Source organism: Sphaerisporangium sp. NPDC051017, from assembly GCF_040683095.1.
In the GTDB taxonomy this organism is placed as follows: Bacteria; Actinomycetota; Actinomycetes; order Streptosporangiales; family Streptosporangiaceae; genus Sphaerisporangium.
Genome location: NZ_JBFBCI010000005.1, coordinates 45,222 through 59,085 on the forward strand (window position 1 = coordinate 45,222; position 13,864 = coordinate 59,085).

The 13,864-nt window shown below is 71.8% G+C and carries 14 protein-coding genes; 7 read left to right on the top strand and 7 right to left on the bottom strand.

The genetic code is table 11. From position 1 onward, the window contains the following. Positions 1-11: 11 nt before the first annotated feature. Entirely contained in the window at positions 12-1,661 is a 1,650-nt protein-coding gene (locus tag AB0M95_RS06640) for an ABC-F family ATP-binding cassette domain-containing protein (protein WP_363760453.1), read from the bottom strand. A 149-nt stretch (positions 1,662-1,810) separates the two neighbouring features. On the opposite strand from AB0M95_RS06640, the gene AB0M95_RS06645 reads away from it, so the two are divergent. The 4 genes from AB0M95_RS06645 (at position 1,811) to AB0M95_RS06660 (ending at position 4,223) form a co-directional block, all read left to right on the top strand. After that, positions 1,811-2,662: a metallophosphoesterase gene (locus AB0M95_RS06645; protein WP_363760809.1), complete on the top strand. Its 852-nt coding sequence runs from the start codon at positions 1,811-1,813 to the stop codon at positions 2,660-2,662. Beyond that, the gene (locus tag AB0M95_RS06650) at positions 2,659-3,348 is read left to right on the top strand and encodes a 4'-phosphopantetheinyl transferase superfamily protein (protein ID WP_363760456.1); all 690 of its coding nucleotides are present in this window, start codon (positions 2,659-2,661) and stop codon (positions 3,346-3,348) included. Before AB0M95_RS06645 ends, AB0M95_RS06650 begins: the two co-directional genes overlap by 4 nt. 124 nt (positions 3,349-3,472) lie before the next feature. Beyond that, a complete protein-coding gene (locus AB0M95_RS06655; protein ID WP_358512212.1) occupies positions 3,473-3,802 on the top strand; it encodes an antibiotic biosynthesis monooxygenase in 330 nt (109 codons plus the stop codon). A gap of 61 nt (positions 3,803-3,863) precedes the next feature. Further along, positions 3,864-4,223, top strand: a complete 360-nt coding sequence (locus AB0M95_RS06660) for a hypothetical protein (protein WP_363760459.1) — start codon at positions 3,864-3,866, stop codon at positions 4,221-4,223. 81 nt (positions 4,224-4,304) lie between these two features. Here AB0M95_RS06660 and AB0M95_RS06665 read toward each other — a convergent pair whose 3' ends face one another. The 4 genes from AB0M95_RS06665 to AB0M95_RS06680 form a co-directional block, all read right to left on the bottom strand. Further along, a complete protein-coding gene (locus AB0M95_RS06665) occupies positions 4,305-4,454 on the bottom strand; it encodes a hypothetical protein (RefSeq protein ID WP_363760462.1) in 150 nt (49 codons plus the stop codon). Positions 4,455-4,622: 168 nt separating this feature from the next. Further along, the gene (locus tag AB0M95_RS06670; protein WP_358512200.1) at positions 4,623-5,666 is read right to left on the bottom strand and encodes an SAM-dependent methyltransferase; all 1,044 of its coding nucleotides are present in this window, start codon (positions 5,664-5,666) and stop codon (positions 4,623-4,625) included. An 85-nt stretch (positions 5,667-5,751) separates the two neighbouring features. Further along, positions 5,752-6,348 carry a DUF305 domain-containing protein gene (locus tag AB0M95_RS06675; protein WP_363760465.1) on the bottom strand — a complete coding sequence of 199 codons (597 nt, stop codon included), beginning with the start codon at positions 6,346-6,348 and terminating at the stop codon, positions 5,752-5,754. A 247-nt stretch (positions 6,349-6,595) separates the two neighbouring features. Further along, entirely contained in the window at positions 6,596-7,321 is a 726-nt protein-coding gene (locus AB0M95_RS06680; protein ID WP_363760468.1) for a lytic polysaccharide monooxygenase, read from the bottom strand. A 379-nt stretch (positions 7,322-7,700) separates the two neighbouring features. On the opposite strand from AB0M95_RS06680, the gene AB0M95_RS06685 reads away from it, so the two are divergent. The 3 genes from AB0M95_RS06685 to AB0M95_RS06695 all read left to right on the top strand — a co-directional run bounded on the left by AB0M95_RS06685 (position 7,701) and on the right by AB0M95_RS06695 (position 11,726). Further along, positions 7,701-8,936, top strand: coding sequence for a hypothetical protein (locus tag AB0M95_RS06685; protein ID WP_363760471.1), 1,236 nt, complete (start codon positions 7,701-7,703; stop codon positions 8,934-8,936). Continuing rightward, positions 8,933-10,156 carry a pitrilysin family protein gene (locus tag AB0M95_RS06690; protein ID WP_363760473.1) on the top strand — a complete coding sequence of 408 codons (1,224 nt, stop codon included), beginning with the start codon at positions 8,933-8,935 and terminating at the stop codon, positions 10,154-10,156. Before AB0M95_RS06685 ends, AB0M95_RS06690 begins: the two co-directional genes overlap by 4 nt. A gap of 703 nt (positions 10,157-10,859) precedes the next feature. Next, entirely contained in the window at positions 10,860-11,726 is an 867-nt protein-coding gene (locus tag AB0M95_RS06695; protein WP_358512186.1) for a nucleoside-diphosphate kinase, read from the top strand. Positions 11,727-11,805: 79 nt separating this feature from the next. On the opposite strand, the gene AB0M95_RS06700 is transcribed toward AB0M95_RS06695, so the two are convergent. Together AB0M95_RS06700 and AB0M95_RS06705 are read right to left on the bottom strand one after the other, a co-directional pair. Next, entirely contained in the window at positions 11,806-12,945 is a 1,140-nt protein-coding gene (locus tag AB0M95_RS06700) for a peptidogalycan biosysnthesis protein (RefSeq protein WP_363760476.1), read from the bottom strand. After that, a complete protein-coding gene (locus tag AB0M95_RS06705) occupies positions 12,945-13,835 on the bottom strand; it encodes a GNAT family N-acetyltransferase (RefSeq protein WP_363760479.1) in 891 nt (296 codons plus the stop codon). The genes AB0M95_RS06700 and AB0M95_RS06705 overlap by 1 nt, the downstream gene beginning before the upstream one ends. Between the last annotated feature and the right edge of the window lie 29 nt (positions 13,836-13,864).

Genomic DNA, 13,864 nt, shown 5'->3' on the forward strand with positions numbered 1-13,864 from the left:
GGCGCGGATGGCTACCGTCCGGCCACGGCCTCCTCCACCCTGCCGTCCGCGACGGCGAGGTGGCGGGTCGTGTCGACCGCCTTCAGCATGCGGCGGTCGTGCGTGACCAGCAGCAGCGTGCCGGGGTAGGACGCCAGCGCCGACTCCAGCTGCTCGATCGCGGGCAGGTCGAGGTGGTTGGTCGGCTCGTCCAGGACGAGCAGGTTGACGCCGCGCCCCTGGAGCAGGGCGAGCGCCGCGCGCGTCCGCTCGCCCGGGGAGAGCGTGGCGGCGGGCCGCAGCACGTGGGCCGCCCTCAGCCCGAACTTGGCGAGCAGCGTGCGCACGTCGGCCGGGGGCATGTCCGGGACGGCGGCGCCGAAGGCGTCCAGCAGCGGCTCGTCGCCGAGGAACAGCGCGCGCGCCTGGTCGACCTCGCCGACGACCACGCCGGACCCGAGGGCTGCGTGCCCCTCGTCCAGGGAGACGCGGCCGAGGATCGCGGCCAGCAGCGTGGACTTGCCCGACCCGTTGGGCCCGGTGATCGCGACACGCTCGGCCCAGCCGATCTGCAGGTCCACGGGGCCGAGGACGAACGCGCCGCGCCGGACCACCGCGCCGCGCAGGGTGGAGACCACCGCGCCCGCCCGGGGCGCGACGGCGATCTCCATGCGCAGCTCCCACTCCTTGCGGGGCTCCTCCACGGCCTCCAGGCGCTCGATGAGCCGCTCGGTCTGGCGCGCCTTGGCGGCCTGCTTCTCGGTCGCCTCGCTGCGGAACTTACGCCCGATCTTGTCGTTGTCGGGAGCCTTGCGGCGGGCGTTCTTGACGCCCTTCTCCATCCAGGCCCGCTGCGTCCTGGCCCGCGCCTCCAGCGAGGCCCGCGTGTCGGCGTACTCCTCGTACTCTTCGCGGGAGTGGCGCCGGGCGACCTCCCGCTCGGTGAGGTACGCCTCGTAGCCGCCACCGTAGACGTTGACCTGCTGCTGGGCGAGGTCGAGCTCGACGACCCTGGTGACGGTCCTGGTGAGGAACTCGCGGTCGTGGCTGACGACGACCGTGCCGGCCCGCAGGCCGGTGACGAACCGCTCCAGCCGGTCCAGGCCGTCCAGGTCGAGGTCGTTGGTCGGCTCGTCGAGCAGGAAGACGTCGTACCGGCTGAGCAGCAGGGACGCGAGCCCGGCCCGCGCGGCCTGCCCGCCGGACAGCGCGGTCGTGGGCCGGCCGAGGTCGATGTCGAGGCCGAGGTCGGCGGCGACCTCTTCGGCGCGCTCGGCGAGGTCGGCGCCGCCGAGGTTGAGCCAGCGCTCGAGCCCGGCGGAGTACGCGTCGTCGGCGCCGGGCCGGCCTTCCACCAGGCCCTCGGTGGCGGCGTCCAGGTCGCGCTGCGCAGCGGCGACGCCCGTGCGGCGGCCCAGGAACTCGGCGATGGTCTCGCCGGGCCTGCGCTCGGGCTCCTGCGGGAGGTAGCCGATGGCCGCGGCCGGAGGGCTGGCCTGGACGGAGCCGCGCTCGGGGGCGGCGAGCCCGGCGAGGATGCGCAGCAGCGTGGACTTGCCCGCGCCGTTGACGCCGACCAGGCCGATGACGTCCTCGGGCGCGACGACGAGATCGAGCCCGGAGAACAGCACGCGCTCCCCGTGCCCGGCGGAGAGGTCCTTGGCGACGATCGTGGCGCTCATGCCCAAACGGTATCCGTCCCTGCGCGCCGGGGCACGCACACCCGGACCGTCCCGGCCCCCGTACGCCCGGCCAACGCCCCCGTACGCCCGTCCGGCGCGCCCGGGCACGACTGCGGGAAGGCAGCGCCGGTTACGATCTCCTTGTGACGATGAGCGGCATGGCCAACGGCAAGCTCATGGCGATCAGCGATCTGCACGTCGCCTATTCGGAGAACCGCGAGATCGTCGAGAAGCTGCGGCCGGAGTCGGACTCCGACTGGCTGCTCGTGGCCGGCGACGTCGGCGAGTTCGTCGCCGACGTCGAGTGGGCGCTCGGCCTTCTCAAGGAGCGTTTCGCCACCGTCGTGTGGGCGCCCGGCAACCACGAGCTGTGGACGCCCAAGGACGACCCGGTGACGCTGCGCGGCGAGGCCCGGTACCGCCACCTGGTGGAGGTCTGCCGTGGCCTCGGCGTGCTCACCCCCGAGGATCCCTACGCGGTCTGGAGGGGCCCGGGCGGTCCGGTGACGATCGCGCCGCTGTTCGTGCTGTACGACTACACGTTCCGGCCGCCGGACACCACCAAGGAAGAGGCGATGGCGTGGGCGCACGAGACCGGGGTGGTGTGCACCGACGAGTTCCTGCTGCACCCGGACCCGTACCCGAGCCGGGACGCCTGGTGCCGGGCCCGGCTGCGCGAGACGAGGGCCCGGCTGGACGCGCGTGACCCGGACATTCCCACGGTCTTGGTGAACCACTTCCCGCTCGTCCGGCAGCCGACGGACATCCTGCGCTATCCGCAGTTCGCGCAGTGGTGCGGCACGGTCGAGACCGCCGACTGGCACCTGAAGTACAACGCGGCCACGGTGGTGTACGGCCACCTGCACATTCCGCGTACGACCTGGTACGACGGCGTCCGGTTCCAGGAGGTCTCGCTCGGGTACCCGCGCGAGCGGCGCATGTACGGCCGGGAGGACGCCCCGCCGCTGCGCGAGGTCTTCCCCTCCGGGGACGCCTCGTGATCGAGCGCATCCTCCCCCCGTACGTGGCGTACGCGGAGCTCTTCCACGACCCCCCGGACGTGACGCTGTTCCCGGAGGAGGAGCTGGCCATCAGCCAGGCGGTCGACAAGCGCCGCAGGGAGTTCACGACGGCGCGGGCGTGCGTCCGGCGGGCCCTGGCCGGGCTGGGCCTGCCCCCGGTCCCGGTGGTGCCCGGCGAGCGGGGGCAGCCCGGGTGGCCGAGCGGCGTCGTCGGCAGCATCACCCACTGCCAGGGGTACCGCGGCGCGGTCCTCGGCCGCGCCGGGGAGGTCACCGCGATCGGCATCGACGCCGAGCCCAACGGCCCGCTGCCCGAGGGCGTCCTGAAAGTGATCTCCCTGCCGGAGGAGCGCGGCCACCTGCGCGACCTGTCCCGGCACGGGGGCACGGCCTGCTGGGAGCGGGCGCTGTTCTGCGCCAAGGAGTCGGTCTACAAGGCCTGGTTCCCGCTGACCCGGAAGTGGCTGGACTTCGAGGAGGCATCGGTCGAGATCGACCCCGAGAACGGGACGTTCGCGGCGCGGCTGCTCGTCCCCGGGCCCGTGGTGGACGGGGTGGAGATCAAGGGCTTCTCCGGGCGGGTGCTGGTGGAGGACGGGTTGATCATCACCGCGATCGTCGTCCCGGGCCCCGAGGCGCCGACCGTGGACGCGCCGCTCCCGTAGGCGTCCCCCGATCCCACCAAGGCGGCGTAACTTCGGATCCATCCGAGTTCGCGCAGGTCAGGAGCCGGGTAGGGAACGTTGTTGGCGTTCCGCGTCTCCGGGCCGCCGAGGGGAGGGATCAGCGATGATCAGCGTCGGTCTGCTGGTGCGCGTGCACGCCCGGCCGGGCAGGGAGCACGACGTCGAGGACTTCCTGCGGGACGGGCTGGCCCTGATCGAGAACGAGGGGCGGTGCCCCGCCTGGGTGGCGCTTCGGATCAACTGCACGACCTTCGGGCTGTTCAACGCCTTCGGGGAGGAATGCGACCGGCGGGCGTACCTGGCGGGACGGCTGGTCGAGGCGTTGCGGGACCGGTCGGACGAGCTGTTCATCCGGCCGCCGACGGTCGAGCGGGTGGACGTGCTCGCCGCCAAGCTGCCGGGCGAGCGCGCCCCGGCCTCACCGCCGGTTTAGGCATTGAACAAGAAAGTTTCCTATTGAATACTGCGCTCAGCAGGCGTTCAAAGGAGACAACGTGCCCCGTCGTGCCATCACCCTGTTATCCCGCTCCTCCGCCCTCCTCGCCGGATCCGTCCTGGCGGGCGCGGCGGTGCTCGCCACCACCGCCCCCGCGCAGGCCCGGACCCTGGCCACGATCGACATCGTCATGAGCCCGGTCCGCCTCGGCGACTACTGCATGGCCAAGGTCCACCCCGAGTCGCTCATCGGCCTCTACCAGTCGACCCTCGGCTGCTACAAGCGCGGCCCCGGCAGCTCCGTCACCTACGTCGGCCAGGGCGACCCGTACCAGGCCTGCCAGTACCTCACGAACGACGTCGTCGTGAGCACCAGGCGCGGCCCGAGCGACTCGCTCGTCTGCACCGTCAACCACTGATCTGGCGCGCCGGCCAGGCCGGCGAGAGCGGATAGCGGTAGTCGATGGCGCCGTGGCCCGCGTCGAACAGCTCGAAACGGATCACGTCCGGGAGACCCCGGTGTCGAGCAGTGAGCGGCGGAAGGCCTCGGCGCCGAGATCCAGGTAGTACTCGTCCCTGGTCCCCGCGTCGATCCAGATCGCGCGCGTGCTCCGCATGGCGTCGGCGCACTCCGGCACCATGCGGACCATGCGGACCGGGTCCCAGTCCAGCCGGCGCCGCCACGGCTCGGGGCGGATGCAGCGCCTCGCTGTCGATCACATGCTCGTCCACGCATCCTTCGAGATCGGCCTGCCCGCAGCACGGTCATCCTCCTGATGGTGGGCGCGGCCTTCGGAAAACCGGGATCCGGGATCGTTTCACGGCTTTCGCGCGACGATGACGTCCCGGATGATCGCCTGGTCCACGCGGTGCCGGAACCGGCGGTACGGCCCGTCGTTCAGGACCTCCAGGCCGTTCTTGGCGAAGACCTCGGCGACGTCGTCGCGGCCCGCGACGTAGGTGTTCCACGAGATGCCGACGGCCCCGCCCGGGCGCAGCAGGCCCGTCCACTCGGGGAGCGCCGCCTCGAGCAGGTCCAGCGGGCGCCGGCTGAGGTGCTGCTGCTTGTCGCGGCTGCCATGCTGCACGCCGTACGGCGCGTCGGCGACGATCACGTCGAAGGAGGCGCGGGGGAAGAACGCGCCGGCGGCGGTGGTGTCGGCGTTGACGACGGTCAGCCTGCGCTTCTCGCCGGACTTGTACTCCTCCTTCGACAGCCCGATCGAGACCTCCAGCCTGCGCGCCACCAGCTTGCGGTCGCGCCGCACCGGCACGGTCTCGGCGGTGTGCTTCATGCGCTTGCGCTTGAGGTAGGTGCGGATGAACGCGGAGTACGCCTCGAAGTCCTTGCCGTCGACATCCAGCCCCGCCGCGTCGTAGCCGTACATCAGGGCCTGGTTGAGGGTGGTGCCCCGGCCGCACAGCGGGTCCAGGACGGCGAAGGGCCTGTCGACCATCTCGCCGGCGAAACGCGAGGACAGGATGGTCGCGTTCAGCAGCATCTTGGTGAAGTGCTCGTTGGTCTTGCCCGCGTACTTCTGGATGGTGATCAGGTCGTCGTCGAAGCGGTCGAGCGGGCGCAGCGGGACGGGCGCGAGCGTGCCGTCCGCGTTCAGCCCGAACAGCGCGTAGAGCGACGACAGGTTGGACAGGAACCTGATCTCACGCTCGGACAGTTCCGGCGCGGCGAACGTGATGTACGGGACGCCGCCGATCGTCTCGGGCGCGATGTCCTCCAGCCGCCCGCCCAGGACCGCCCGGTCGAAGACCTCCAGCTCGGCCTCCATCAGCTCGACCGAGGCCTCGGCGTAGACCCGGTTGGCGGCCGGCATGATCAGGATCCCGTAGCGGCGTGTCGTCACCGGCCAATTCTAAGGACGTCTACGGACGCCGCCGCGCCGCCCGCGATTCACGGCGAGATCAGCGCCGGTCCGGCTCGAAACGGGCTCAGGACGGGTTCAGCTCGCCGAGCATCTGCTTGATCTGCGCCGTGCGGGACAGGTCGATGCGGTGGGCCAGGTTGCGGGCGTCGGTGTTCTTCCCGTCGCCGTACTCCTCGCGGGCCATCTCGATGGCGTTGTGCTGGTGGCCGATCAGCATGTTGAGGAACGCGGTCTCGAACCGGGCGCCCTCCATCCTGCCGAGTTCGGCGATGTCGGACGGCCGGGTCTCGTGGTGGTCGTGCTCGCTCTTGGTGCGCCGGTCCCCGGTGAGGGGCTTCTTCCACTCCAGCAGCCAGGCGGTCATGGTCCGCATCTCGTAGGTCTGGGTGACCGCGATGGCGTTGGCGAGATCCCTGACCTCCTGGCGGACGGCCCGCGTGCGCGCGAGCTCGGCCATCTCGATGGCCTGGCGGTGGTGCGGGATCATCATCTGCAGGAATTCGACGTCGACGTCGTTCTTGGCGCCGGTCGCGGGAGGGTACGGCGGCAGGGAGGCCGGCGTGGGGTAGGCGGTCGACTCGGGGGCCGCCGTGGCGGCGCCGCAGGCGGGGAGCGTCAGCAGGCTCAGGGCGGCGGCGAGGGCGAGTGCGGCGCGTTTCATCGGTGACCGGCTTCCCTTGGCGGATGCGGCGTGCGCGGATTCTGCGTGCGCGGATGCGGCGTGCGGAGACACGGGCGGGAGCGAGGCGCCCTCCGGGGCCGTGGCGGCCGGGGAGGGGACGGCCTCGCTCCCGCGTTACTTCTCGGGGCCCGCTCCGTCAATGCCGTGACGGCAGCTCCATGTCGTCAGCGACGTGTAGCGGTCGCCAAGGGCACGGGCGACGGGGCCGGGCCGTGCGGGAACCGGCTCAGACGACCGCCCACAGTGCGGGGACGTTCGGCGGCTCCCAGCCCTGGAGGGCGGTGTGCGGCTGGATGCAGCGGTACCGCACGCCGTTGTACGTCACCTGGTCGCCGGCCTTGTAGGTCGTGCCCGCCGCCCACGTGCCGCTCGGGACGGTGGGGGTGGGGGTGGGGGTCGGGGTGCGCGTCGGGGTCGGAGTGGGGGTCGGATTGCCGCCGCCACCGCCGATCTGCAGGTCGACGCAGGAGTAGAAGGCGTTCGGCGTGTCCGCGATGTTCCAGATGGCCAGAACCTTCTGCCTGCCGCTGAAGCCGGACAGGCTCACGTCGTGCGTGACCGTCGCGCCGGGCTGCCTGCCCCCGTCGTTGAACACGGCCACGCGGGTGCCACCGATGTAGTACTCCCACGTGCTGGTGGCGTGCCGGGCGGTGAGCGTCCAGTTGAAGGTCACCGAGGTGCCGACGGACGTGGCCGGCCAGGGCCTGCTCTCGTCCGCGAGCTGGGCGAAGCGGCCCACGCCGCCGTTGCAGCTCCACTGGCCCTTGGGGGCCTCGACGCTCTGCGGCTCCCAGATGATCTCGCCGCAGTCGGGCACCTTGCCCTGGGCGCAGAACGCCTGCCGGCTCGGCGGGGAGGAGATGTAGCCGTGGGCGAGCGCCGGCGAGGCGGCGAACACCGTGGCACCGGCGGTGAGCAAGGCCGTTGCAGTAAACATGATCGTTCTTCGCATACCACGCTCCTTTGCTGGGGGGATGCCTGGAATATAAAGGAAAGTTTCTTAACGGTAAAGGGCGCGGAACGGCTGTAAGGCCTGTCGTCAAGACCACATCCGCGTTCCGCTCACCTGGCGCCACCGCCGCCACTCCGACCCCCCGCCAGACGGCGAACACGGGTCGCGAGGCAGCCCAGTCAGGAACGATCCACGCCTATTTCCTGTAACCCATCCATAAGGCAGGAAAGCGGGGTAATTCACCAACTGGTCGCCTGTTCCAGTCCGTCCTCCGGCGTGGACGCGATCCCGGGGCGCGTCTTGTGGGGAGGGGTGGGATCTGTCAGAGTCGTGCAAAGATCCTTACCCCCTGTCGACGCATGCCGGAGGACAGAACCAGGTGATCGGGCTGACGTCGGGCGAGCTGGAGGAGATCCTGGCCACGGTGACGGGCCAGGACATGGAGACCCCGGGCGAGGTGCTGTACGTCGCCCGCACGGATCAGCCGTCCTTCGTCGCCACCCTGCTGAGCGCCTGGGAGCGGGACGGGCGCGAGCTCGGCCCGGGCCTGGCCCACGACCTCGCCCAGTACCGCGGGCGGGTCGCGTTCTACCGGGACCTGCACGCGCGGATCGGCGCGACCTTCGGTAACCCGGTCACGTTCAAGGGCCTGGAGGTCGCCGCCCGCTACCCCGAGCCCCTCGTGCGCACGATGAACGACCTGGACTACTGGATCCCCGAGCAGGACCGGGTCTGGAGCATGGTCTCCTGGCTGGTCGAGGACGGCTGGGGCGTCCACAGCGCCACGTTCCTGAAGTTCGAGGGCCGGCTGGAGTTCATGGTCAGCATGCGCCGCCTGCCCGACGACCCGTACGGGCTGCCGTACACCGTCGAGTTGAGCACGCTGGCGATGCTGGGCGACCGGGTCGGCATCCCCGCCCGCCGCACGCTGCCTCCCCCGTGCGAGGAGCCGGTGGCCAAGAACCTCGTCGCGCTGCTGCTGGAGCGGTTCGAGCAGCCGTTCCGCGCCCGCGATCTGGTGGACGCCGCGCTGCAACTGACCGGCGCGCCCAAGAATGTGCTGAACGCGTGCGCCCTCGCCGTCCACGAGGTCGGGCTGTGGCCCGAGTACGCCGAGTTGGCGTCGCTGCTGGAGGCCGCCTCCCTGGACGTGCCCCCGCTGCCCGGCGACCTGCGCGCGCTCACCCGGATCGGCCGGGCGCGGCGCCGCGTCACGGCGGCGCGCGGCCTGCGGCGCCCGATCGACCTGGCGCTGCTGGAGCTGCAGAACCGCATGATGGCGGGGCGCTCCGGCGCGCTCGGGCGGCGCGCCTGGCAGCTCACCGAGCGCAAGGTGGACAGCAGGACCGCGCTGGAGGCGGGCCTGGTGCTGTTCGCCCTGCCCGTCGCGGGCGACCACTACGCCGAGACGGCCACCCTGCGCGAGCGCGGCGGCACGCTGTGGGCCGACACGCCGGTGGGCGGGTTCGTGCTCGTCCACGGCGACGAGATCGACGAGGCGGCGCTGGAGGGCGCGGAGGCCACGGGCGGCCTGGACGCCAAGGACTCCGGCATCGGCGACGACGACTTCGAAGCGGCAGCCGGCGAGGACGCCGCGAAGGGGGAGGACACGTGAGGGCTCCGGTGCGCGTGGCGCTCGGCAACGGCATCCCCGTGTGGGTCCTGCACCGGCCGGGCGCGACCGCGACCACGGTGTCGCTGTGGCTGCTCACCGGCTCGCGCTACGAGCCGGAGGCCGTGGCGGGCGGCACCCACCTGCTGGAGCACATCCTCATGCAGGCGCCCCTGCCCGGCGGCGGGCGTCCGATCGACCTGTTGGAGGGGCTCGGCGGCGAGGGCAACGCCATCACCAGCCGCGACCACCTCGTGCTGTACGCCCGGGTGCCCTCGCCGGAGGCGCCGGCCGCGCTGGAGATCCTCGCCCGCGCCATGGCCGAGCCGGACCTCGGCGAGGAGATCCTGGAGTCCGAGCGCAAGGTCGTGCAGGAGGAGCTGCGGCTGGCCGCCGGCGACCCCTTCGACATCGTCCACGACGTGTTCTACGACGTCGCGTTCGCGGGCCACCCGCTCGCCCGGCCCGTCGGCGGGACCGCCGAGAGCGTCGGCCGGGTGAATCTGGACGACCTGCGCGCCTTCCACACGCGGTGGGTGCGCGCCTCGTCCGCCGCCCTGATCGTCTGCGGCGACCTGACCGCCGAGGCCGTGCTGAAGGTCCTGGAGTCGGGGCCGCTGACCGCGCTGCCGCCCGGCGGCGACCCGCCGGACCACGGCCTGCCGAGCGTCAGCGGCGGGCGGCGCAACCATCCGCTGAACAACGACTCGGCCGGGGTCGTGCTGGGCGGGCCCGCCGTGCCGTACGGCCACCGCCTGCTGCCGGCCTGGCAGGTGCTGATGGACCTGATCGGCGGGGCCAGCTCGGCGCTGCTGTTCGAGGAGATCCGGAACCGGCGCGGGCTGGCGTACGACATGTGGGCCTTCACCAACGCCTACCGCGACACCGGGGTGTGGCGTGCGTTCATCGCCACCGCACCCGAGCACGTCGGCGAGGTCGTGGAGACGGCCACCGCGCTGCTGACCGAGCGCGCCGAGCGGGGCTGGACGGCGGCGGAGGTCGAGCTGGCCACGCGGCGCACGGCGGGGCTGCTCCAGTTGGAGACCGAGCAGTCCTTCGAGGAGGCGCTGCTGTACGGCCGATATGGGCTCATTCCCGGGCACGGCGACTGGACTCTGGCCGGTCAGATCGAGGCGATCCGAGCTGTCACGGCCGACGACGTGCTGCTCAGCCTGCGGACGGCGCTGGAGCCGATGGTGATCACCGTCGCCGGTATTGACTAACCACTAGGACACCCGAAAACTCGGTAAATAGCGATTTGTTCGCTGGGAGTGCACCCAGTGTTCGCACTCCTCGCTACCCGATCGACCGAACGAAGGAGAGCACATGGACCGTCGCGCCAAGGCGATGCGCCGCCCGAAGGTGTCCAAGCCCGCCAAGGGCTGAACGTGGACCGCGAGGACAAGGCCGTACGCCGGCCCAAGATCCGCACGATGAAGAGGGGCTGAGGGTGGACCGCAAGTACCAAGCCCTACGCCGCCCGAAGATCCGCAAGCCGAAGAAGGGATGACCATGGACCGCAGAGCTATGGCCGCACGCCGCCCCAAGGTCTCCAAGCCCAAGAAGGGCTGACCATGGACCGCGGAAGGTCGGTGTCACGTCGTCCGAGAATCTCCAAGTCGAAGTAGGGGGGGACCAATGGACCGCATGATGCTCCAGTCACGCCGCCCCAAGATCAACAAGCCGAAGAAGGGATGACCATGGACCGAGCCATGGTGACGCTGCGCCGCCCGCGCGTGCGTCCGAAGAAAGGCTGATCATGGACCGTCGCAAGATGGCGTTACGCCGTCCGAAGATCAGCGCGAAGAAGGGCTGACGACATGGACCGCAACCGCAGAGCCGCCCGCCGGCCGCGCGTGACGCGTTCCCGCTAGTCCCGGACCCGACCCCCACAAGACCGGTCAGTAACCTTCCAAGGAGTGATGGGTGACAGCGATCGACTGGCAGCGGACCGTTCTCGTTCTCCTACCACCCGACGCGCTGGAACGTCACCTGTGCTCCTCAGTCCTGGACCTGCTGGAGCGTCACGCGTTCACTCCGGTGCGCTACGACGTTCTCTGGCACCGGCCGCCCAACCAGGACGCCTGGCAAGAACGCAACATCTCTTCCGTATGGGAGGCCTACTTCTACCGGCAGGTCGACCTGGTGTTCGATCTCGGACCCACCCTCGCTCTGCTGGTAGAGGACGGGCAGGCGGACGTCTCGCCCGAGCCGCCCCACAAACGGCTGCGCGCGCTCAAGGGCGCGAGCCACCCCGCCGAGGCCGCCCCGGGCACGATCCGCCGCGACTTCCGCGCCATCAACGTGATGCTGGACATCATCCACACCTCCGACAGCCCCGAGGACTCCGAGCTGGAGGCGTCCGTCTTCTTCGGCCCCGGCCTCGGACGGCCGCTGGAGGGCGGCCAGACCGAGCTGCGCGAGCTCGTCGGCCTGCTGGAGGCGGGCATCCCCCGGGAGACCCGGGAGTACGACGACGTGCGCGCGGGGCTGCGCTCCAAGATCACCGCCGCCGTCTGGAACGACCTGACCGCCGAGGCGCGCAAGCTCGCCCCCGGGCTGGCCGCCGACCCCCGCCCCGGCGCGGGCGCCGAGCTGGCCGCGCTGCTCCCGGGCGGCGCGTCACACCCGCTGGCCGAGCTGGTCTCCTGCGAGTTCCTTCCCGACCACCCGCAGGTGGACCTCAAGCGCGCGGCGGCGCAGATGGCCGTCTACGGGCTCACCCTGGACCGCTGGGAGCACGCGGTCCTGCGGACGTCCATGACCTTCCCGCCGCTGCGCAGAGACTCCTGACCCACCCCGAACCCGCGGCGATAGGCACCGTTCGGGGCCTCAAGGGCGCCCCGAACCCGCCGTGCCGGAGGCGCGGCATTTACACGGTCGAGAGCACAGTGGTCGTCGCGTTCGCCACCACTCGGGCGAGCGCGGGGTCCGTGGCGCGCACCCAGCCCGGCGTCGGGACCGCCTCGCACCCGCGTGACAGCTTGGCGCGCCAGGACGCGTGGCCGTACTGGAGCCGCCGCACGCCGGCCTCGGAGGCGACGCGCACGGGCTCGTAGAAGACGGTCGCGAAGTAGGCGTGGCGCGCCTCGTGGCGGCCGTAGTCCATGCCGGTGCTCACGCAGACCCAGACGCCGCCGTGCCGGATGAACAGGCTGTGCCCGACCAGCTCGCCGTCGCCCGGATCGTCGGGTGCGGCCAGCTCGGCGCGGAACAGCAGCGGGGTCGGCACGCCGGCGAACCCCTCCAGGCGGGCGCGCACCTTGTCCCGGTCGGCCGGACGTCCGTCGTTGTACTTGGCCGAGTGCGCGCGCTTCGACGTCACCACGTCCTCGGGGACGGAGGTCATCGGGACCGCGCGCACCCGCACGCCGGCGTCCGCGAGCGCGCGCAGCTCGCGGCGCACCTCACCGCGCCGCTTGCGCGGCAGGGACCCGAGGTAGCCGTCGAAGCCGTCCCCGGGCACCGGCAGCTCGCACGAGTAGGACAGCTCGACGCGGGAGAAGCCGTGGCGGGGCAGCACGTCCTGGAGCGCGGCCGTGGACGGCGGCGTGTAGAGGAAGGCGACGGCGCGCAGCCCCCGCTCCCCCGCCCAGGCGACGATCGCCTCGACCAGCTCGGCCAGGGCGCCGGGGTCCCCGGCCAGCGGGCCGAGCGGGTGGCACTCGTAGCCGGGCAGCATGAGCACGAGGCTGGGGTACCAGCTCTCCGGGGGCGGGGCCTGCCAGGTGGCGCGGTCCGCGCGCGTCTCGGGGCTCAGCGGCAGCTCGCCGGGGTCGCCCGCCAAGATGTACGGCAGGTCGAAGATCTCGCCCTCGGGAACGCCGCGCAGGACGCTGCCGTACAGCGCGAGCCGCGCCTCGCCGTCCTCGCGCAGGACGAAGGTGAACAGATCGCCTGGAACCCGGCCGCGCATGGCCTCCAGCCACTTCTCCGTGGCGAACAGCGGGGCGCCGGCCGTCAGCCGGTTCCACTCCTCGGGACGGCCGGGGACGGCCTCGAACGCGCGCATCAGACGCGCGACAGACAGGCGTCGAGGGGCAGCGGCGACAGGCCGTGTTTGAGCTTGAAGGCGTGGTTGCTGCGCCCGCCCTCCAGGACGAGGCGGCCCTCGCGCAGCGCCTGCGCGACCGACTCGGTGTAGAGGATCGGGTAGGGGCTGTAGTTGGCCCGCGTGTCGTAGTCGACGCCGCAGGCCCAGGCGTGGAAGCGGGTCTCGTCGCGTAAGCAGACCGCCACGCCGACCAGCTTGGCGTCCTCGCGCACCTCGACCAGGCAGGCGTGGTCACCGAGCGCGGTGACGAAGTCCGCGAACAGGGCGGGCGGGTAGAACGCGCCGGTGCCGTGCCGGGCGGTGGTGGCGGCGCACAGCTCGGCGACCTCCATCAGGTCGCCCTCCCCGGTCTCCAGCACGCGGATCGTCGCGCCCGCGTCCTGCGCCCGGCGGCCGTTGCGGCGCAGGTTCGCCCGGCCCCTCGTCCTCGCCCCGGCGATGTAGTCGTCCACGCTCGTCATGCCGCGCAGGTCGACGGTGAAGCGGTACTCGATGTGCTCGGCGGGGAAGCCCTCGGCGATCAGGGCGTCGCGCAGCGGCGAGGTCCGGGGGACGTTGATGAAGCCGTACCAGTCGGCGCCCAGCTCACCGGCGAGCGCGCGCATCTCGCCGGTGACGGCGGCGACGTGGGGCTCGCCGGGCAGCCAGGCGTCGTAGCAGTGCCAGACGTGGCTGAGCAGGCCGCGGTCGCCGTCCGAGACGGGGTAGCGGGGGCGCAGGTGGCCGATCGGGTCGACCCCGCGCAGGAGCGAGACGGGCAGCACGGCGACGGCCCGCCCGTGGTCACGGACGACGAAATAGAAGAACGCCTCGACGCCGGTCAGCGGATAGCGCTCGTAAGCACGCAAATACCGCTGGTGATAAAACACCGGCGCGC